The organism is Photobacterium proteolyticum (assembly GCF_001939735.1).
In the GTDB taxonomy this organism is placed as follows: domain Bacteria; phylum Pseudomonadota; class Gammaproteobacteria; order Enterobacterales; family Vibrionaceae; genus Photobacterium; species Photobacterium proteolyticum.
Map to the genome: position 1 here is coordinate 21,389 of NZ_MJIL01000085.1, position 20,784 is coordinate 42,172.

Annotated in this window: 15 protein-coding genes and 1 pseudogene; 7 read left to right on the forward strand and 9 right to left on the reverse strand. The window is 45.5% G+C overall.

Annotated features, from left to right (window positions below; genetic code table 11):
- The first annotated feature begins 314 nt into the window (after positions 1–314).
- On the forward strand, positions 315–935 hold the full coding sequence (locus BIT28_RS17260; RefSeq protein WP_083651919.1) for a DUF4442 domain-containing protein: 621 nt from the start codon (positions 315–317) through the stop codon (positions 933–935).
- A 133-nt stretch (positions 936–1,068) separates the two neighbouring features.
- On the opposite strand, the gene BIT28_RS17265 is transcribed toward BIT28_RS17260, so the two are convergent.
- Positions 1,069–1,455: a YybH family protein gene (locus BIT28_RS17265; RefSeq protein ID WP_075765984.1), complete on the reverse strand. Its 387-nt coding sequence runs from the start codon at positions 1,453–1,455 to the stop codon at positions 1,069–1,071.
- 134 nt (positions 1,456–1,589) lie between these two features.
- Here BIT28_RS17265 and BIT28_RS29345 point away from each other — a divergent pair.
- Positions 1,590–1,793 (forward strand): annotated as a pseudogene (locus BIT28_RS29345) (DUF3404 domain-containing protein); the annotation flags it as partial.
- 132 nt (positions 1,794–1,925) lie between these two features.
- Here the strand turns inward: BIT28_RS29345 and BIT28_RS17270 are convergent.
- Positions 1,926–2,813 (reverse strand): DUF2167 domain-containing protein, encoded by an 888-nt coding sequence (locus tag BIT28_RS17270; RefSeq protein WP_175577556.1) that lies wholly within the window; start codon positions 2,811–2,813, stop codon positions 1,926–1,928.
- A gap of 487 nt (positions 2,814–3,300) precedes the next feature.
- On the opposite strand from BIT28_RS17270, the gene BIT28_RS17275 reads away from it, so the two are divergent.
- Positions 3,301–4,980: an RluA family pseudouridine synthase gene (locus BIT28_RS17275; protein WP_075766228.1), complete on the forward strand. Its 1,680-nt coding sequence runs from the start codon at positions 3,301–3,303 to the stop codon at positions 4,978–4,980.
- 117 nt (positions 4,981–5,097) lie between these two features.
- On the opposite strand, the gene efpL is transcribed toward BIT28_RS17275, so the two are convergent.
- The 3 genes from efpL to BIT28_RS17290 form a co-directional block, all read right to left on the reverse strand.
- Positions 5,098–5,673, reverse strand: coding sequence for an elongation factor P-like protein EfpL (gene efpL, locus BIT28_RS17280; protein ID WP_075765988.1), 576 nt, complete (start codon positions 5,671–5,673; stop codon positions 5,098–5,100).
- A gap of 122 nt (positions 5,674–5,795) precedes the next feature.
- Positions 5,796–7,391 carry an N-acyl-D-amino-acid deacylase family protein gene (locus BIT28_RS17285; protein ID WP_075765990.1) on the reverse strand — a complete coding sequence of 532 codons (1,596 nt, stop codon included), beginning with the start codon at positions 7,389–7,391 and terminating at the stop codon, positions 5,796–5,798.
- A 184-nt stretch (positions 7,392–7,575) separates the two neighbouring features.
- Positions 7,576–9,375, reverse strand: coding sequence for an RICIN domain-containing protein (locus BIT28_RS17290; protein ID WP_075765992.1), 1,800 nt, complete (start codon positions 9,373–9,375; stop codon positions 7,576–7,578).
- A gap of 499 nt (positions 9,376–9,874) precedes the next feature.
- Between BIT28_RS17290 and BIT28_RS17295 the strand changes: the two genes are divergently transcribed.
- The 3 genes from BIT28_RS17295 to BIT28_RS17305 all read left to right on the forward strand — a co-directional run bounded on the left by BIT28_RS17295 (position 9,875) and on the right by BIT28_RS17305 (position 14,290).
- Positions 9,875–11,506: a methyl-accepting chemotaxis protein gene (locus BIT28_RS17295; RefSeq protein WP_075765994.1), complete on the forward strand. Its 1,632-nt coding sequence runs from the start codon at positions 9,875–9,877 to the stop codon at positions 11,504–11,506.
- A gap of 280 nt (positions 11,507–11,786) precedes the next feature.
- The gene (locus BIT28_RS17300) at positions 11,787–13,418 is read left to right on the forward strand and encodes a methyl-accepting chemotaxis protein (RefSeq protein ID WP_075765996.1); all 1,632 of its coding nucleotides are present in this window, start codon (positions 11,787–11,789) and stop codon (positions 13,416–13,418) included.
- A 212-nt stretch (positions 13,419–13,630) separates the two neighbouring features.
- The gene (locus BIT28_RS17305) at positions 13,631–14,290 is read left to right on the forward strand and encodes a peroxiredoxin (RefSeq protein WP_075765998.1); all 660 of its coding nucleotides are present in this window, start codon (positions 13,631–13,633) and stop codon (positions 14,288–14,290) included.
- 121 nt (positions 14,291–14,411) lie between these two features.
- Here BIT28_RS17305 and BIT28_RS17310 read toward each other — a convergent pair whose 3' ends face one another.
- Positions 14,412–15,707: a lipopolysaccharide biosynthesis protein gene (locus BIT28_RS17310; protein ID WP_075766000.1), complete on the reverse strand. Its 1,296-nt coding sequence runs from the start codon at positions 15,705–15,707 to the stop codon at positions 14,412–14,414.
- Between the two features lie 252 nt (positions 15,708–15,959).
- Between BIT28_RS17310 and BIT28_RS17315 the strand changes: the two genes are divergently transcribed.
- Positions 15,960–17,402 (forward strand): cytochrome P450, encoded by a 1,443-nt coding sequence (locus tag BIT28_RS17315; protein WP_075766002.1) that lies wholly within the window; start codon positions 15,960–15,962, stop codon positions 17,400–17,402.
- Between the two features lie 79 nt (positions 17,403–17,481).
- Here BIT28_RS17315 and BIT28_RS17320 read toward each other — a convergent pair whose 3' ends face one another.
- From BIT28_RS17320 to BIT28_RS17330, 3 genes are all read right to left on the reverse strand, one after another.
- The gene (locus BIT28_RS17320; protein WP_075766004.1) at positions 17,482–19,269 is read right to left on the reverse strand and encodes an ABC transporter transmembrane domain-containing protein; all 1,788 of its coding nucleotides are present in this window, start codon (positions 19,267–19,269) and stop codon (positions 17,482–17,484) included.
- A gap of 132 nt (positions 19,270–19,401) precedes the next feature.
- Positions 19,402–19,860 (reverse strand): ferritin-like domain-containing protein, encoded by a 459-nt coding sequence (locus BIT28_RS17325; RefSeq protein ID WP_245823740.1) that lies wholly within the window; start codon positions 19,858–19,860, stop codon positions 19,402–19,404.
- Between the two features lie 139 nt (positions 19,861–19,999).
- Positions 20,000–20,752, reverse strand: coding sequence for a PHP domain-containing protein (locus BIT28_RS17330; protein WP_075766008.1), 753 nt, complete (start codon positions 20,750–20,752; stop codon positions 20,000–20,002).
- Positions 20,753–20,784 lie beyond the last annotated feature (32 nt).

The following is a 20,784-nucleotide window of genomic DNA, read 5'->3' on the forward strand; positions in this document are numbered from 1 at the left end:
GTCCCTTGCATAAAATGTGTTAAACATAAGATCAAACAGTGCCAGGTATTAGCCAATACTTGGCACAATTTGTCTGAGGGCCGCGGACCCGGTACAGCGTAAGAATTCCAAGCATTCACTTCCTCCCCGCACTGAAAACAGCCGGTTTTTGGCTCTTTGCCCGCATACAAGACCTTCTAATCGGAACTTCGCCGGCACGGCCCGACCTCGTGGCCAAGTAATTCTCGCCGAAACGAGCATCTTGAGGTAACTTGAGTATAAACATAGAGAAGAGAACTGTTTTCATTCTGATTTTATAAATAAAAGGTCATCGAATGTTACGTATCATAAAAAGTCTGTGCTCTAAAAATCGCTACTCACAAACCAAATCATGGACTAATGATTTTTTAAGTGATTATTTTCCCACTTCAGTTTCCGCAACAGGCACAGGTAAGAGGCCTAGCTCTATTGGTCAGAAGGCAACAAGAAAAGAACAAAAATCTAAGCTATCGTCCCCAACGTTTTTTAAGCGATTAATCAACCTATACCCGCCCTATCTAGGGGCCGGGATAAAAGTCACCTATATCAAAGAAGACTGGCGGCAGGTTGAAGTCAGGCTGAAAATGCGTTGGTACAACAGAAATGCATTCGGCACCCATTTTGGCGGAAGTATCTATTCTATGGTTGATCCTCACTTAGCACTGATGCTGACCAACCTGTTAGGGCGAGACTACATTGTGTGGGATAAAAGTGCGCATATTGAGTTTGTTAAGGCCAGCAAAAAGCCAATTCGCTGCGTGATAGCTATTTCGCAAGAAGAGTTAGACGACATAATTCAACACACAGAACATGGTGAAAAATATCATCCGGAATTTAAGCTTGAAATTTTGGGTGAAGACGACAAGTTAATAGCCAAGGTTTATAAAGAACTATATGTCAGGAAAAAACGGCAATAGTAAAAAAATTATCAAACCTCGACATAGCAAGTTCAGCCCGCTACTACAAAGTGCTGTTGACCCATCGCACCGTAATAAAGGCTATAAAACAGGCGCTAGGAGATTTCTAACGCCAGCAGGTAATAAAGCCCAATTAATCGACCACACTGCTATTTATAATATCTCGGTGCAATTTCCACTGTCCGGCCTCTTTTTTCCAGATAACAACATACTTGCCATTATCCAGCATAGTTCCACCGTCACCTTCAAGTATATACTTACCCACCTCAGTGGCTGTATCACCATAATCCTCGACTTCGAGTGTTTCTAACTGTACTGATTTAATACCAGAATCCATAAGAGTTTGAAGTGTTGACTGCAATGCTTCTCTTCCTGTTACGAAGTCGCTGTTTGGCAGTAAGAACTGTCCATTCTCTGTATACAGGTTGGCCACACCAGCAGCATCACCCAGACTGAAATTATGAGAATATTGTTTGTTAGCATTAACAATATCTTCAAAAGTAGGATTGACCTGGGCCATGTTCTTCTCCTTTGTTCACGTTTCACCTAAGTATACGTAATGGGCGCAGAACCATAAGAATTCTTTACACGCTGGTGAAACCTCGATAGCAAAATTAATAGCAGCAATGTTGACACTAAGGTTACAAACAGGCGAGTCTGCTTTCCTCCGAGCATGTCGTTAGTCAAACTGTGCTTAACCGTTACCCAAAGCCGTTACTGCTTAGCAATAGTCAGTATCCCGACTTCAAGGAATTTCACTGGCAAGAAATCCAGCAGCTCTGGCCAATACTGTTCCACTTCTTCAAGAAAATACTGTGGCTATCTTATGGAACTAGAAGTCTGATAGCCAATCTGTAAATTAAGCAGATTAGAAAGTGACAAACCTGTCAGTCTAGCCAACAATGGCTTAGGTTTTAGGTGTAATGACAAATCAGGCTGCATAACCATACAGCCTGACAAGATCGTTCTGACAATAAGCTTGATATAACCTTATGACTCTTTTCGCTTAAAGAGCTTTTTAAAGAAGGCCCCAATCCCGACTACAATAACCAAGCCAAACTTCTTAAGAAATACCATCGCAGCAGCTAAGAGCCCCGTTTTAGTCGCTACTTTACCTGCCACCAATGCACCCAAACCATACGCAGCCATTTGATCGGTACTGGAATCAAAGTCGATATATCTTGACCCCTGATCAAACTCTGCCATTGCCAACACTGAATCTAACTTTGATTCAATCAGTTCTTTTTGATCCATTGCCGCAATAAAGTTTAAGACCAAGACACCTTTTCGACCCAACACTCTGATATTGTAATTAAGTGTATTAATGTAATCTTCACCAAATTTAATCTCTTTCGCCCAATATAATTTATGGGTTTGAGAATCATAATGAGGCGGAGCAGCCCAGCCAATAAGCTCGATAGGCTCATAACCTTGGTCGACGCGAACCTGGCTTTCCGCCACGACATCAGCCTTCATCTTATCTAACAGCTCGGTATAGTCGATATCATTTGCATCACTATCAGATACATAACCATCTTCCTCATAACGAATCGTCACCGCCCATGAGTCATTATCAAATGGTGTCGAACCGGCAGGAAAAATCATACCCAGCGTATTCTGTCCCGGTGGGTTCCCCCAGACATCAACTAAAACAGTTTCTGAGTCACTGGACGATAAATAATAAAAGTCTTCCGGGATGTTTAGGGTTGCAATAGCGCTGGGTAGTTCTATTTTACCTTTCTGGCGGTCAAGCGAATCCCAGACTTTCGACGCCCACTCATAATATGCATCTTCATCAGATTCGTTGCTTGCCGTTTCTGCAAAGGCCAGGCTTGGCAAGATCAAAAAAACGGACAGAAATAAAGCCCTAAGTTTCATAATTACTCCATTAATACTGCATAAAACTAATACATCTCCGCAGGTAACAAGCGTAAATGTCTATAATTTTGACTGTAAGACCAACCTGTAAAAGTAGAAGCCGTTCAATGCAACAGGTCAGTACATTCTTGATTAAATGAACTCGGTATAATACCAACCAGTTGGATATTGAATTTGATATTCGCCAAACAAATCATACTTAATAGGAAATTCTCAGGGCAAATACATGCACTCCAGTAATGCATCATCAATAGTTCGCACAATACAAGCAGAAGAAATACCTTCGACGCAAGGCAATGAACAGCCACTCAATAGCAGGCTTAAATCACGCTAATTAGTCCCAGGTAGAAGTTAGCGCAATAGAGCAAAACAATAAGAATTCACCATCCTATAGTGATATCTCAACGCCGAAAGGTTAGAATCGCCGCCTTACTCCCCTGTGAGCTGCATGCTCCTAGGGTTCAACATCATCACAATAGATCAGCATATGCACTCCCCGGAACATTGTTTTACGCCGTTTAAAGAATCGATTGACACATATAGCTTACCGGAGCGTTTTACGTTTCCGTTCTACTATGAGCCTCATCCTCTGTGTTTACTGGCGGCGAAAGAGTTACAGCACCACCTGGAAACGCAAACCGAGTGGCAGCATAATTTTGGCCTTTCCGAGGACAAAACCGCACCTATTGGTAAGATGTTTGGTGTCCTGCTGGTTCAAAATGAGCAAGGAGAGATTGGCTACCTGTCTGCATTTTCTGGAAAAATGGCTGATCAAAACCTACTGTCACACTTTGTTCCACCTGTATTCGATATGCTGGCCGAAGATAGCTTCTTTCTTAGTGAGCAGTTAGAAATCAACAAACTCACCGCTGTTATCAAAAAGCTAGCGAGTAATCCCGAGATTGAGATAACTCGCCAAAGCCTAAAACAAGAACAAGCCGAAAGCCGCAAACAACTGGAAGCTCACCGAAGCCGTATGGTCGAAGGGCGCAAAACACGAAAGGCACTACGGGCCAACGGAACCGCCCTTTCATCAGATGAGCTTCAAGAGCTGAAAAAGCGACTTAGCCAAGAAAGTGTGATTGAAAAGCTGCAACTGCGAGATCTTAAGCTACATTGGGAATCACGCCTAGGCGCTTTGCAGCAACAGCTCAATGATCTTACTGATGAAGTAAACGAGCTCAAGGCCAAGCGTAAGTCCCTCTCATCTGAGCTGCAAAAGAAGCTGTTTGCCCAATACCGTTTCCTTAACGTAGACGGCATCGAGAAAGATCTCAATGAACTGTTTGTCGATACCTCTCGCAAGGTTCCACCTGCTGGTGCCGGTGAGTGCGCTGCCCCCAAGTTGTTGCAGTACGCTTTCAAATGGGGAATGAAGCCGCTGGCAATGGCTGAGTTCTGGTGGGGCTCATCACCAAAATCTGAGATCAGACAACATAAAAACTTCTACCCGGCCTGCAAAGGTAAATGCCAACCGATTTTGGAGCATATGCTGGACGGTATTGAAATGGATGAAAACCCGCTACTGGTTAACCCTTGCGAAGGAAAAACCGTCGAGGTTATCTACCAGGATAATGATATGGCTGTGGTCAACAAACCAGCTGAATTCCTATCGGTACCGGGAAAAACCATTGAAGATTCTGTCTACCACAGAATGAAACAACAGTTCCCTGATGCAACTGGGCCGCTTATTGTTCATCGCCTCGACATGTCTACCTCCGGGTTGATGGTTATTGCATTAAGCCACCGGGCAAATAAAAGCCTGCAGAAGCAGTTCATCCAGCGTACCGTGCAAAAGCGCTATGTCGCCTTGGTCGACGGCTTGATTGAACAAGACGAAGGCATTATTAAGCTGCCTTTGCGTGGTGATATTGATGACCGCCCTCGCCAGTTAGTTTGCTACCAGCACGGCAAGCCAGCAGAAACCAAATGGGAAGTTATTGAGCGAAAGAGCGCACGAACTAAGGTCTATTTGTACCCTAAAACAGGGCGTACCCATCAACTTCGCGTTCACTGTGCCCATATTGAAGGCCTACATATGCCGATGATTGGTGATGACCTTTACGGCAAAAAAGCCAACCGTCTTCACCTGCACGCAGAAAGACTGGAACTGACTCATCCCATTACCAATGAGTTCATGCAATTCCAGGTTGAAGCTGAGTTTTAAATTGCACCATTAGCAAGTCAAAACCTGCCACTAAAACTGAGCAGCAGCCACAGAAAAGCCCAACCAGTGAGCATTCACCAGTTGGGCTTTTAATAACCAGCTCAAAGAGTCTGTCGATTACTTAGAATCAGCACGGCTCATGAATTTATGCTCGGCAGTGTTGACCTTGATCTTTTCACCGCTGGCAATGTACTCAGGCACCTGAACAGTAAGGCCAGTTGACAGTACAGCAGGCTTAGTACGAGCACTTGCCGATGCACCTTTGATCGAAGGATCGGTTTCAACAATCACCAAGTCAACAGTTGCAGGCAGTTCAATCGCGACTGGAGAACCATCAACAGTCAAAACCTGAATACCCTTGGTTTCTTCGGTAATAAACAGAAGCTCTTCGGCAATCGCCTCTTTATTGAAGTTGTACGGTGTATAGTCTTCATCATCCATGAAGACATACTCATCACCATCAATGTAAGAGAAAGATGCCTGATGGCGGCTGAAGTCAGCCAGATTGATCATCTCATCTGCTTTGAAGCTTTCATCAGCTTTCACGCCTGTAGCAACATCATACAGACGCATTCTGTAAAGGCTTGCACCTGCGCGGCCGCTTGGTGTCAACTTGCTGATCTCTTTAACAAGGTACACTTTGCCGTTATGTTCGATAGCTGCAAACTTTTTAATTTCACTTGCCTTTGGCATGGTAGTCATCCCATAAATAAACAGTGAGGAGAAATTATCACGAACTGGATGTTAGGCAAGTATTATTGGAAACAAATGCTGGTTTTTTAACCGCTTAATCCATTCTTGCAACTCACGTCGCGCTACAGATGCCTATTACCCGTCCAGTGATGTAACAGCTGGCCAGAACGTGTTTCCAGATACTCTCCACCAGCCACTTTCCGGCAGCCATTGACCCATAGATCTCTCAGCCCGCGGGCAAAAGCATCCGGTTGCTCTATTGTCGAATGATCGCTGAAATCAGCACCAAACAGACTGATATCAGCATAGTAGCCAGATGCAATTTTACCACGCTTACGCAACCCGAATGTCTCTGCACTCAGCGCTGTCATCTTATGAATAGCCTGCTCTAAGGGGAGAAGCTGCTTATGCTTAACAAATTGATTAATAATTCGAGGGAAAGTCCCGCTTACCCTTGGATGGATCTGACCGCCGAAAATGGTATCAGTACCGACCATTCCCCTCGGATGGGTAAATATACGCTCCACCAGCGCTTCATCCATGAAGTAGTCAATCATTCGTACATTACCACGCTCACTGACAAGAAGATCCAGCACAAAATCAACCGGATGCCGATCAGTTTGTCGGGCACACTCTGATACCGACAGCCCCAACCATTTCCTCGCTGACGGCGTTTCTACCTCACATATCAGAATGTTCTCCCACCCTACCAAAGCAGGCAGATTATCCCATGGTTCACCCGCCTGAGGTAACAGTCGCTCTGAAAACCAATCCTTAACCTGTCGTCTGATTGGTTGAGTATTCAATGCATTCATTAACTCATCCGGCGCATAGGTACGAATAAGTGCAGGAGGCAAAATCGAAAACAACGTCGTACTGCCGTAATGATATGGGTATTGGTCAAAGGTCAGATTGTGACGATCAATCAACGCCAGTAACGAGTCTAGTTTGTCGGCATTACGTCGCCCTATCAATTTTAGGTGGGAAATATGTAACTGGCAGCCCGCTTGCTGTGAGATGGCAACCATCTCTTGCACAGCTTCCAGAATCTCGTCACTCTCACTACGCACATGAACAGCAAGCGGCTTGCGATGTTGAGCAGCAACCTGTGCAACGGTGAGTAATTCTTCCCTATCACTAAATAATGCCGGATGGTAAATCAGCCCAAGGCTGATCCCTCTGGCCCCAGCAGCCAGCGTTTCATCGGTTAACTTTGCCAGCTGGCAGCGCTGCTGTGAACTCATGGGGAAATGACTATTGCCACAAATTTGATAACGCAACAAGCCATGAGGAAGAAACGCTGACAAATTCACCTCGAGCCCATGCTGACTCAGTGAGTGGCAGTAACTAGCATAATCATCCCAGTTCCAGTCAACTGGTGGGTTCCCAATGATAAGCCGGTCCCGGAGTTCTGGCTGCAGATGTTTGGGCAAAGGAGCAACACCCAATCCGCAAAGCCCAACCAGTTCGGTTGTTATCCCCTGCAGAACTTTAGGCTTAAAGCCCTGCGGCAAAAAAGTGGCCAAATCTGCATGGCTATGGACATCAATGAATCCCGGTGCAAGGTATGCGCCATTAGCCTCAATCACCACATCAGCCCTTTCATCGATATATGGTGCTACCGAGGCAATAAACTCACCATCAATCAGCACATCCCCAGAAAAAGTGTTTCCGCCACTGCCATCAATCACTACCGCATTTTTTATCAACTGGCGCATCGCATACTCCAAGATAATTCAGCTGTTACAACCCTTTAGCTAAGCCAGCTCATTTTATACCTCACAAGAACATAAGCAACAGGTTGATATCCCTTAAACGCCTCTGGTCAAAACTAAAAACCACCCCGGGCCGGGGTGGTTTAGTGTTAATCAACCATGGATTATGCTACGAACGATGTGTTTCTTATGGTCTTATCTTACTAAAATCCGTAAACCGACTGGTATAGAGCACACCTTGTGGCTTCTCTTCATTGTCTGCCAGCGTTACAACCTTCGGTGCCTTTGATGACGCATCAATAGCATTAATCGTCCGGTCATAGTTAACGGTATAAAGCACATCGTTGGCAAAACCATTAGGCTCCTGCCAGTACCAAACTTGCGTATTTTTCGCAAAGTCAGCTGAACAATCCGAACTTAGGAACAATGTTCCTCCCTCGGTATCCAGGCACTGATCGATATTGGCAATGCTACGGTAGCGTTTCTCCTGATCGTAAATAAACGACTGGGATTTTGAACCATCAACACAGCTCTCGAAGGCTAATGCTCCACCATCTTTCACTGTCAGGCACTGGGCACTGTCCTGACTAAGGTAAGTAGATTTTATCGTTACAGAATCAGCACCAAGGAACCACGGGCTCTCCCAATCCACCAGCAAAGAAAACTGATCGGTATAGGATAACTTTTCATAATCAGTCGATTCTTTCCAATCACGGTCAGCGCTGGTATTCGCTGTCCATAACTGACTGCCCGATGCGTAGCGACGCCCGAGAATCCAACGGTTATGGCCAAACAGTGCCAGGCTGTTCACCGTCGTTTTGACGGTAATATTGGAAGCGCCTGATACCGTGTCTTTGGCAGCAATCTTTGCAATAAAATCAGGACGCAGCCCACTCACTGCGAGTGGGTTATTAGCCCTTAGTTTGTCGAAATCCCATGGGTTGTCGCCATAATCATCATAATCCCAACACCAACCATCAGCGGTGCCCAAATTACAAAATCCATTGACAGCCTTAATCGCAGAACCGTATTTGTTATTAACATACTCAATGTTATAACCATCACGATTCGTTTTGGTCACCAGGCCGAATTCTTTTTTGTTGGTGATGCTGTATTTATCGCTAAAGCTGTATTCAATGTCTTTAATCGGGATCTTAGGTGAAAAACCTAACCCTACTTTGATGCTCGTAGTAGTTTCTTTTTCGATTTTAGACTCAACTTGATCCTGCATCCTCGGGTAAAAGTCATTGAGGTAAATTTCACCGGCCTGCAGTTTTGCTCTGTCATTCACTTTAATATCAACATTAACCGCATCAAGATATTCATTGTAAACGTAACTTGTAGAGGTGTAGTTATGGCGCCAGCGACGATAAATATCCGACCAACTTCCTTCCATACCCATGTCTACGCCAGAACCTTCGGCAAGGACAATTTCTACATATTTATCCTTGTCACCAGAGCGGGCATAAAATGGCGACTTGCTGTAATAGCGGACTTTATATTTTAAAGTCACATTGCCCTTGTTCTGACGTTCGACATTGAACCGGCGATGAATAATAAACTCCATCACGCTGCCGCTATCCTGTGCAGTTGATCGCCGGCTTCTGCTCAGCTTACTGAGGTCATTTACCAGGCGAGAAACAATATAATCTTCATCCATGTTATCAAGAAGGTAGATTTCCCTTTTCTTGATATCGTTCGGCTTGGTGACCAATACAACGTCGCTTTCTACCCCTAAACCCAACAGCTCATAGGTGAATACCTTTCTCTGCTCTTGGTTGATATCAGCCAGGTTTAGGACATAGTAATTACAGCTTTCCGGTAATGAACTTTCGTTTCCGTATAAATGGCACTCTTGCTGAAAATAGGGTGTTGTCGACTGAATAATATCGGATAGTGTATCTGTCTGATCAATGGTTGATGAATGACTGACTGCACTAAATGTCATGAAAGTCATAGCTGCAACTGGATATAGAACCTTGCGCATCTCATTTCCTTTTAAGGAGTTATTACTTATTGATTGAAATGATGTTTCTTACGCATTCTAAAAATAAATCAAATACTCAACCATAGTAGAAACTGATTATTGTGTTATTGAGTCGGAAAATAACCCTTTTTTAAACAGGCTGAGCTGGGATGAGCGTTATTTATAAAATCAGTAAAGTAAAAGAAATTACCTTTAATTCTGGCCTGTATTTAGACCATGAATATTCTTTCACAAACTGCAATTTCAAACCTATTTCTCCAGTAATAAACAATAAGAAAATGTGTCGATGTTGTCACATTTGGATTGCGAGAAATAATAATCCAGATGTAGCAAGCGGCACTTCACAATATTTCCCTACTCCAGCCAAATTATAGTTGGAAGGAATATCTCAATTCTGAAGTCCATGAATTGAACCCCCATATTCAACCAATAACATACCACGCACTTTCATAATGAGACTTAAGCATAGTCCCATGCAATAGATCGGGAATTTCACCTTATGAGCTTTAAACACCTGTCAGTCGGTAGAAAGATTGGCGCAGTATTTATGGTCATCTCTATCGCAGTCGCTGCGTTGGGAGGCTTTCTTACTTCTGAAGTCGGAAAACTCAAAGACAGTGTATTGGTACTGACTGATACGTCATTACCTAGCATTGTATTAGTTAAAGACATGCAGACGGATGCTGCTACTATCCGCAAAGATCAATTTTCTCTTATTCCAAATATTAACCACCCCAGCATGAATACCTGGATCGGTGACTATGAAAAAATGATAAGCGAAATGGATCACAAGCTCGCACAATACGAAGAAACGCTGTGGAGTGATGATGACATCAAGCATTTTAATGCCGTTAGCGATGCATGGCAGGGTTACAAATCACAGCAAGCCGCCTTTATTTCGGCCATTAGAGCCAAGGAAACGTCACGTGCAAACCAGCTAGTACTGGACAGTTTTGACAGCTTTCTCAAAGTAGACAAAAGTCTTCAGGCATTATTTGAGCTTAATCAGTCCTATACAGCTCAAGATAGATTGAAGGTGTTAGATCGCGTATCACAGACAAACCTTCTGACAATAAGCGGTATTGCCATCATCCTGAGCTTTATGGTTGCCATGACGTTCTTCCTGACTCGCCAAATCTGCCAGCCACTAAAGACAACAATCGAAATGGCCGAATGCATTGCTGCAGGTGATCTCACCTATCAGCTTGATCTCAATGCTATGGGCAACGACGAACTGGGCAAGCTGGCATCGGCCTGTGTCTCGATGCAAAACAGACTTCGTGATTTAATTCATGAGATTTCTAGCGCCGTCACCCAGCTTAGCGCTGCGATAGAAGAAGTCAGTGCGGTATCAGAGCAAACATCGCAAGGGATGAAACAGCAGCAAGACGAAATCAACATGATTGCCGCTGCCATGAACCAAATGCAATCTACCGTCAACGAAGTGGCCAGCAATACCGAAGACGCCTCTCACTCCGCGACTACAGCTACCGAAAATGCCAGCCGCGGCGGCAAAACGGTACGGCAGAATATGCAAAGTATTCAGCAGGTTGCTGGCGTTATCGAAGATGCGGGCAAGATGGTTGAGCAACTTGAAAAAGATTCAGCCAGTATCAGCATGGTTGTCGATGTGATCAGCGGGATTGCCGAGCAAACCAATCTGCTTGCCCTGAATGCGGCTATTGAAGCTGCCCGTGCTGGCGAGCAGGGCCGCGGATTTGCTGTCGTTGCCGACGAAGTGCGCTCACTGGCAGGCAAGACGCAGGCATCAACCAGTGAAATCATCACAATCATTGAACAGTTGCAAAATAGAGCCAAAGAAGCAGGCGAAGCAACCAAGCAGAGCTGCACTCTTATCCACGAATGTGTTGGGCAATCACAAGATACGGGCAATGATATCGCTCAAATCGAACAGGAAGTTGGCCAGATCGCAACAATGAGTATGCAAATTGCCAGCGCCTGTAGCGAGCAGAACTCTGTCACTGAAGAGCTCGGACGCAATGTCGAAAACATCAGCTTATCGTCGACAGAGGTGGCTTCAGGTGCCGGACAAACAGCCCAGGCCTGCGTAGAATTGAGTCAACTGGCAGTCAGCCTGCAAGATAATGTCGCTCGTTTTAAACTAGCCTGACACCACTTTATATGTAATCAAGCATATAGCCAAACCTCCCAGCAGAAATGATACCAAGCCTATCGTTGTAGAGCATGACTTAGCAATGAATAGGGTTGGTATCCCCCCTTCCCGACAAGCTACTGATAAACCTACCCCTATGATTTATATAAGTTATTGTTGTGATTGACTTCTCAATTATCATCCTTATAAATTGAACACGCATAATCAACACATAACATAGCGCACAATTTCATAACAAGATTTATTGTCATACGTAGTAGAACAGGAATTCGAACACATGAGCTTTAAGAATCTGTCAGTCGGTAGAAAGATTGGCGCAGTATTTACCATTATATCTATCGCAATTGCGGCCCTAGGGTGGTTTCTGACATCGGAAATAGGAAAACTAAAAGATAATATACTCATTCTGACCGACACATCGCTTCCAAGCATTGTTCTAGTCAAAGACATGCAAGCCAACGCAACAGCCATACGACGCGATCAATACTACTTCATTTCAAATATTCATCATCCTGACATCAACACCTCACTCTTCAGCTATAATCAACGGCTAGCAGAGATGGACAACCAGCTCGCCCAATATGAAGAAACCCTTTGGAGTGAAGAGGACGTCCGACACTTTAACGCCGTTGCGAATGCCTGGAAAAGTTACAAATCACAAAAAGATATATTCATAGCTGCCATTAAAGCCAAAGAGACAGAAAAGGCTAATGATCTTGCCCAAAACAGTCTTAATGATTTCATCGAGTTAGATAAAAGCCTGCAAAGCTTGTTTGAGCTTAACCTTTCCTACACTGCACAAGACAGGCTAAAAACCCTCGATCGTGTATCACAGACCAACACCCTGACAATTGCCGGGATTCTACTAATTTTGGTCTTCATGATTGCGATGACCGTCTTCCTTACTCGTCAAATCTGCCAACCTCTCAAAACAACGATAGTTATGGCCGAGCGCATTGCCGCTGGTGATCTTACTTATCAAATTGATATCAATGCGATGGGTAACGACGAGCTGGGTAAACTGGCCTCTGCCTGTACACTGATGCAAGACCGGCTTCGCGATTTGATCCACGATATTTCAAGTGCGGTAACCCAGCTCAGCGCAGCAATTGAAGAAGTCAGTGCCGTTTCTGAGCAAACATCACAAGGCATGAAGCAGCAACAAGACGAAATCAGCATGGTTGCCGCCTCTATGAACCAAATGCACTCAACCGTCAACGAGGTCGCCAGCAATACTGACGAAGCTTCTCATTCTGCTTCCACGGCCACAGAAAACGCCAGCCGAGGCGGTAAGCATGTTCGACAGAACATTCAGAGTATCCAGCAAGTCGCCGCAGAGATAGAAAATGCCGGCAATATGGTTGAACAGCTAGAAAATGATTCAGCCAGTATCAGCATGGTAGTGGATGTGATCAACGGAATTGCCGAGCAGACTAATCTCCTTGCGCTAAATGCAGCCATAGAAGCGGCCCGTGCCGGCGAACAAGGCCGTGGTTTTGCCGTCGTTGCCGACGAAGTCCGCTCACTGGCAGGAAAAACACAAGCCTCGACCACTGAAATCATCACGATTATCGAACAGTTACAAGCCCGAGCCAAAGGAGCAGGTGAAGCCACCAAACAAAGTTGCCACCTGATTAACGACTGTGTCGGTCAATCACAACAAACAGGCAATGATATCACTCAAATCGAGCAGGAAGTCAGCCAGATCGCGTCTATGGCAATGCAGATTGCCAGCGCCTGCAGTCAGCAAAACTCGGTGACGGAAGAGCTAGGACGCAATGTCGATAGCATGCGACACTCTTCGGCAGAGGTCGCTTCTGGAGCAGGACAAACTGCCCAGGCCTGCGTGGAACTAAGCCAACTGGCTGTTAGCCTGCAAGACAATGTCGCCCAGTTCAAACTGACCTAACAATTACTTACCAAATACACTCTTTGCCAAGTTCATTAAGCCCTTGATTAAGCAACTAATGAACTTGGTACTCCCTCCCCCCGACTACCTGCTGATATTCAAGACCTGAGTAACTGTTTTTGCTTATTTCGAGTCGACATTCTGGTTGCAGTCTGGTACCTGAGAGCTACATTTAAACAGCAAGCCAAACAAGATGTAAACGGAGGCATAACATGCCATTACGTATTGGAGATGAAGCCCCGGATTTCACTGCCGACACCACCGAAGGTTCCATCAATTTTCATGATTGGATTGGAAGCAATTGGGTTATACTGTTTTCCCATCCAAAAGATTTTACTCCCGTTTGTACCACAGAGCTGGGGTATCTGGCCGGATTAAAATCTGAGTTTGACAGGCGCAACTGCAAACTAATTGGGCTGAGTATCGACTCTGTCAGTGACCATACTGCCTGGGCAAAAGATATTGAAGAAACCCAGGGACACGCGCTGAACTATCCATTAATTGGTGATCCCGAACTCAGCGTTGCCAAGCTCTACGATATGATCCACCCCAATGCCAGCGGAAATGCCAAAGAAAGAACAGCCGCCGACAACGCCACAATTCGTTCCGTTTTTGTCATCGGCCCTGACAAGCTGGTCAAATTAATCCTCACCTACCCGATGAGTACAGGACGCAATTTTGATGAAGTGCTGAGGGTACTGGACTCCATTCAGCTAACCGCCAAACATAAGGTCGCCACACCGGTAAACTGGAAACAAGGGGAAGATGTTATCATCGTCCCTGCAGTCTCTGATGAGGAAGCAAAGCAAAAATTCCCGGATGGATGGGATGCACCGAAACCCTATATCCGCATAGTTCCACAGCCTAAATAGTTTCCCTATCCAGGTAGTTTCTATAGCAAAAAAGCAAGAAACACGTGCAGATACAGGCCAAAACAATGAAGCCTCATAATCATCTATGAGGCTTCTCTTGATTCTGAAAGAGTAACTTTGATTATACTGGCACCATGTCACGATACCTTCGCACTATCCGGTACTCGGCGACCGAAGAGAGAAGAAACATCATCAAGTAACCTAAGCCGAGAGCGACGATTATCGCCACCACATTGGTAGTAAATACCGACAGCAAGTAAAACGCAGCTACCAGGGTAATGATTCCACTCAGTCGAATAAACAGGCTTTGAGTGAAGTTACCATGCGCCTTGATATAGGCAAGCTGATAGGCATTGAGCATCATGAAAATAAAAAAGAGAGAGAAATGAAACAACACCGGCACAGCACTTTTGTATTCTGCCGGGAATACCGATAACACGATTTTCTCTCCCCACAAAAGCATACTGACAAAAAACACTGCAGAGACCAAGCTAGCAACTTTGAAGACCCAACGCCGAATGGCTTTGATTTGCTCATGTTGCCCCTTGCGGACACAAACTGCTAGCTCCGGCAATACAAAACGGTAAATCGGGAACACAAACAGCATCGTCATATAGGTAAAGACCGGACGGACAATCACCTGAAAGTCACCTAACTCGTCAATGCTGAAATAGCTTATTGTCAACAATACGGTGATATATATCATCAAGATACTTGCCCCGGCTTCCAGCGAGGCAGTGAAGCTCTTTTTCACGTAACTAATAAGCGCCGGATCAAGGTGTACCGTCGCCAATGGGCGTGTAGCTATCTCTTTTCGGCGGCGAATAAACATAAATGCCGCCATTCCCAGTGAAGAGAGGCTCATGCTGTAAAACAGAGATGACAGGGCTTCCAGTCTGAGTACGTAATAACAGAGCAAGAACAAAATAACGTTGCCCACAGGCTCAAGCCAGGTCACCTTATTCGAAATACTGTAGAGGCGATACATGGCGACCAGGTTGGTAAAATACACCTTCAGTCCCATGCTGAAAATGACCCCGACCAGCTCCATATACCCCACATCAATATGCAACTCATGCTTTATATATGGAATCACCAGCCCCCAGGTGATCAGCACCATGACAATCAGGCTAAATCGGAAAATATTGATAATATCGCGATCATTCTGAGTCTGACTGTAGCTCACCACCATCGACGAGCGAAACCCTGTCATCAGGATCAATGACAATGAAATAATGTCGACCACACTGTTGAATAGTGCCAAATCCCCTTTCGGTACCCACTGTGCCAACCAAACTTTAAACAAAAAACCTACAGAAATGCTGGCAAGCGTTGCCCAGATACCGGTAATAAATGCTTGTTTAAGTCGAGATAAGGCATCTTCCTGCTGTGGGCTCTGCGCTGATAGATTTTCCATAACACTGATAACTTTGACAACGATGTGTGCATGTTACTCCAATAATGCAGCCAGATCCCTCAGCAGTGGCAACAAAACTGAAAAATAAGCATTCTCATTTGGATGCGTGAATAAAAGGAGCCAGTTTTCCCACCTCTTTGAAGAAAATATCAGCAACATGACTATACTTATCAACTGGTACGATCTGTGTGCAATTCAAATTACCTACTTTGCGCTCGTGCAAAATAGCTAATAACAACGGAGATAACAGGCATGACGGAATCAGTAGTACGCAACAACCAGCAAGAAATAAGAACACTGGGTGATCTTCCTCAGCCCAAAGGCTGGCCGGTACTCGGTAACTTCCTGCAAATAAAAAATACCACTCTCCACCAGCAGTTGGAAAAATGGGCGGCAGACTATAACGATACTTACAAAGTCGATATTGCAGGCATGATCTTCGTCGTCATCTCCGATCCTGTGATCGTCAAAGACATCTTGCGTCGGCGGCCAAAGGCATTTAATCGCACCGCAAATCTAGAACGCGTTTTCAAAGAATTAGGCATCCACGGTGTGCTCTCTGCCAATGGTGAAAACTGGAAGCGGCAACGCAGACTCATCATGCCTGCCTTTAGCAAGAAAAGCCTGGCTTCATTCTTCCCGTTACTTGAACAGACTACCGAACGACTCAGGCACAGACTACTACGTAACAGTAATCAGACGACTGCTCTCGATATCCATGATGATCTCCGTCGGTTTACCGTTGATATCACAACAACCTTAGTTTTTGGACATGACACTCGCCTGCTAGAAAAAGATACAGACGGATTACAAACACATCTTGAAGTAATCTTTCCGCAGCTTAACAGCCGCACCAGGATGCCTTTTCCTTACTGGCAATATATCAAGCTCAAGAAAGACCGTCAGCTGGACAAAGCGCTGATCGAGGTCGAAAAATATGCTCTGGAAATAGTAGAGCAAACACGTGAAGAACTGCACCAAAGGCCCGAATTAGCAGACTCGCCAGAGACAATATTACAAGCAATGGTCGCGGCTTCTGATGATGAAGATAACCGCCTTAACAATGAAGAGCTGTTTGCCAACATTCTGACTTTGCTTCTGGCTGGTGAGGACACAACGTCCAACCTTATTGCCTGGATGTTGTATTTTATCCGCCAGATGCCAGGTGTTCAGCACAAAATCGCAGAAGAAGTAGAAAAGGTGATTGAGACTAGTGACGGTACACTGTGCGTGGAAGGGCTGGAAGATCTTAAATACCTAGAAGCCGTTGCACGGGAAACCTTACGCCTGAAATCTACCGCCCCTATGATTTCAGCGGAAACAGCCAGTGAGCAAACCCTGCTCGACGGCACCCAGTTACCCGCAGGAACCAGCATGTTCTTGCTGACGCGGCTCGGTGGCCTGAATGAATCCCTGTTTCCTGATGCCAAACAGTTCCAACCAGAACGCTGGCTTGCAGACTCACTCAGCCATGAAGCCTGCCCGCACAGAGCCACCAGCCATTTTCCCTTTGGCGGTGGAGCGCGCCACTGCCCCGGCGAATCATTGGCCTTCATGGAGGCCAAAATGGTCGTAGCCATGCTATGTAGGCACTTTACTATCACTAAACCAAGTAACTCGCCCACTGTAGAAGAGGAATTTGCCCTTACTATGCGACCGACAAACCTTCAGGTTTGTTTACAGCCAAAGCAGTAACGCTGAGCACAACTCGTTAATACATACACCGATACGGCAGCCCGACCTCGAAGTCTACATCTGCCGGTTTTTCTCGATGTCATTTCTCGATGTCAGAGGTATCGAACTGAAGCTCACATAAGCGCTGATACAACGTAGATTCTTCAAGTAATTGCCCATGAGTCCCTTGGGCAACGATACGCCCTTGATCCAGGAGCACGATAACATCAGCATGAATGACGGTCGAAAGACGATGGGCAATAATCAGCGTTGTCCTATTCTCCATCAGCTCATTCAAGGCAGCCTGAACATGAAACTCACTCTCCGCATCCAAGGCACTTGTCGCTTCGTCCAGCAGCAAAATATCCGGGTCTTTCAAAATAGCCCGGGCGAGGGCTATACGTTGTTTCTGTCCACCTGATAGACGCACTCCCTGCTCACCGAGATAGCTTTTGTATCCCTCAGGCAAATCAAGAATAAAGTCATGAGCGTGGGCACGCTTGGCAGCCAGCATGACCTCTTCATCCGAGGCATCAGGACGGCCATAGCGGATGTTGTGCCATACATCCGCGCTAAACATGATTGGCTGCTGCGGCACCATGCCCATCTGCTGACGGAGTGTCTGGGGTTCAAGCTTGTGGATCGACGCCCCTTTAAGCCGGATCTCACCTGAAGACGGGTCATAAAAGCGTTGCAGTAGCTCAAACAACGTCGTTTTTCCGGCTCCCGAAGGACCAACCAATGCAACCACCTGCCCTTTTCTAATCGACAGGTTTATTTTGGATAAAGCCGCACTGTTCAGGCGCGACGGATAGCTGAAGTTTACCGCATCAAAGGCAATCACAGTCTCTGCCGACGAGTCGACTTTCACCACTTGTTGTGGTGCCTTTATGGCACTTTCAACTGCCAGCAACTCAAATAATCGCTCGGCCGATCCCGAGGCCCGTTGTAATTCACCATAAACTTCAGAGATTGTTGCTACAGACATGGCAACCATCACGGCATAAAAGACAAAAGCAGCCAGTTCGCCCTCGCTAATCCTTCCGGCCAGTACATCCATACCGCCCACCCACAGCATGATACTGATAGCGCCAAACACCAGAAATATCACCGCAGCAATAAGCACTGCACGTTGCTGTACTCGTTGCCGCGCAACTAAAAAGGCATTTTCAACCTCGGCACCAAACGCTTTCTTTTCCTGGCTTTCCCGGGTGTAGCTCTGAACCACTTTGATATTCTGAATGATCTCCCCGGCGTAGGTACCGACATCAGCAATGCTGTCCTGACTTTCTCTTGCCAGGCGGCGAACCTTGCGACCGTAATAGAGCATAGGCAAAAGCACCACAGGTACACAACCTACTACCATCATAGTCAGTTTCAGGTTGGTGAGTACCAACATCAGCAAGCCGCCCACCAGCATCAGTAAACTACGCAGCGCCATCGAAAAAGACGAACCGATAATCGACTGCAACAACGTGGTGTCAGTCGTCAAGCGAGACATAATCTCGCCGCTGCGGTTCTCTTCAAAATAACTTGGATGTAAATGAAGCAAGCGATCAAAAACAGCCTTGCGAATATCGGCGCAAACTCGCTCTCCCAGCCAGGACATCAGATAAAAGCGGGTAAAAGTACCAACGGCCAAAATGCTGATCATTACCACCATCACACCTATTGCGTGACTGAGTTGTTCTTCAGAACCCGCCATAAAACCATTATCAATAATCATCTTTACCCCCTGCCCTATCGACAGGCTGATAACGGCAGTGACCAACAAGGCCAGCAGCGCAGCGGCTACCATGGTTTTATAAGGCTTCACGAACCTGAGTATTGGCAGCAGTGGATTCAGTGCTTTTATTTGTTGAGTGCTATCGCTCTTGTCGTGGGGCATAACTTACCGAGATAATGGGTGTCAGGGGTAAGGATAATACGTCGGAACAGATAGATTAGAAAAGAACTGTTTCATCAATATAATAGGCGTGGAGCAAAGCAGCTTCCGTGCTGCTGGCGACAAACTGAGGGGTTAACTATCAAATGGCTTTACATCACCCGGCTTTCTGAGCATTTTATCCACTTCATCAAGGTGAAGTTCTTCCTGGGCTATCATTTCCCTTGCGTATTCTTCCAATAACACCGACTTTTCTTCCGCCAAATGCAACAGCTTATAATAAAGAGCCAAAGCCGCTTTCTCGTGCTCCAGGCTCTCCCGGAGAATATCGCCAATATCGTGCTTTCGGGTTTCCAGCAAAGGGCCAACCTTCAACGATGGATGTCCACCGAGCAAGGTTACCATTTCGCCAGCTTTATGGGCGTGGACAAGGCCTTCACTGGCATTACTTTTCAGCCAGGAGACAATCGGAATCCGGTTATAACCAAATACCATTAAAGAATAATGAGTGTAGCGAACCACACCGGCCAACTCTACTTCCATGATATTATTCAACAAATCTATTACTTGTTGTTTTTCACTGTCATTCATCATGAATCCTTACCTATCTACGAGAAGGCAACAGCGTGCGATTCGTAGCTACCGCCTAGAGTGAAAGTAATCAGTACAATTTTAGTCGAGAAAACGACACCATGTACGATGCCGCCAGGTTCACCATCCTGCTTGGCTTAAGCTAATGTATCAGGCACTTATGTGCCTGACGTTTTATGTTCGGCACTACATGCTGAAACAGAGAGCGCTCATACAAGTTGCCCATCAGCTTACGATGTCGCTTTTCCTCGCTTTCCAATAACCGGTAAAACGACTGAAGTTCATAGTTAATATGAACATCACTACCAAAAGTCGCATCTAACTGATACGAACGCCTTATTATCTGGGCGTTGATATTTCTGTTTTTTGGCAATGCATGATTATAGGTCTCGATAGCATTCACTTGCTTGAGCACCTGTTTGATATCAGGCTTATTTTTCAGGTAGTTGTTCTGGGCAAACCCATTGATATGCGGGATTGAGAGATAGCAGTGTCTGTCAGCCAGTACATCAAGATAGTAGAAAATGTCTTTGTTTGTTCTTGTCATTATATAAAGGTGCATATTGCTTTCGACCTCCTGCCTATAAAAGGCCTCCAATTCGGCCAACTCTTTAAAATAAACAAGAAGATCAAACCCGTCACCGCATCCAACTTCGATGGCCGGTACATTGTTAATACCGAGGTCGCAAGCCGCAATGGCTCCTCTGATATCATTGTGATCGGTTATCGCAATAAGGTGTTTCTTTCCCTTGAGCAAATCAAGAACAAACGGCAGGGTTGTAAAGCGCTCCAATACTGTTGTGCGCAAATGAAAATCGAGATAGATGAATTCATCCCTTGGCTTGAAATTATAAAAGTCTGAAAAAAAGTCAGACATTTTGTCAAACTCGATCATAACAACCTCCCCATTAAAGATAGGTGAAATGG

Coding starts and splice junctions, on each gene's coding strand:
- BIT28_RS17260 (WP_083651919.1), top strand. CDS start 315: ATGTTACGTATCATAAAAAGTCTGTGCTCTAAAAATCGCTACTCACAA.
- BIT28_RS17265 (WP_075765984.1), bottom strand. CDS start 1,455: ATGGCCCAGGTCAATCCTACTTTTGAAGATATTGTTAATGCTAACAAA.
- BIT28_RS17270 (WP_175577556.1), bottom strand. CDS start 2,813: ATGAAACTTAGGGCTTTATTTCTGTCCGTTTTTTTGATCTTGCCAAGC.
- BIT28_RS17275 (WP_075766228.1), top strand. CDS start 3,301: ATGCACTCCCCGGAACATTGTTTTACGCCGTTTAAAGAATCGATTGAC.
- efpL (WP_075765988.1), bottom strand. CDS start 5,673: ATGCCAAAGGCAAGTGAAATTAAAAAGTTTGCAGCTATCGAACATAAC.
- BIT28_RS17285 (WP_075765990.1), bottom strand. CDS start 7,391: ATGCGCCAGTTGATAAAAAATGCGGTAGTGATTGATGGCAGTGGCGGA.
- BIT28_RS17290 (WP_075765992.1), bottom strand. CDS start 9,375: ATGCGCAAGGTTCTATATCCAGTTGCAGCTATGACTTTCATGACATTT.
- BIT28_RS17295 (WP_075765994.1), top strand. CDS start 9,875: ATGAGCTTTAAACACCTGTCAGTCGGTAGAAAGATTGGCGCAGTATTT.
- BIT28_RS17300 (WP_075765996.1), top strand. CDS start 11,787: ATGAGCTTTAAGAATCTGTCAGTCGGTAGAAAGATTGGCGCAGTATTT.
- BIT28_RS17305 (WP_075765998.1), top strand. CDS start 13,631: ATGCCATTACGTATTGGAGATGAAGCCCCGGATTTCACTGCCGACACC.
- BIT28_RS17310 (WP_075766000.1), bottom strand. CDS start 15,707: ATGGAAAATCTATCAGCGCAGAGCCCACAGCAGGAAGATGCCTTATCT.
- BIT28_RS17315 (WP_075766002.1), top strand. CDS start 15,960: ATGACGGAATCAGTAGTACGCAACAACCAGCAAGAAATAAGAACACTG.
- BIT28_RS17320 (WP_075766004.1), bottom strand. CDS start 19,269: ATGCCCCACGACAAGAGCGATAGCACTCAACAAATAAAAGCACTGAAT.
- BIT28_RS17325 (WP_245823740.1), bottom strand. CDS start 19,860: ATGATGAATGACAGTGAAAAACAACAAGTAATAGATTTGTTGAATAAT.
- BIT28_RS17330 (WP_075766008.1), bottom strand. CDS start 20,752: ATGATCGAGTTTGACAAAATGTCTGACTTTTTTTCAGACTTTTATAAT.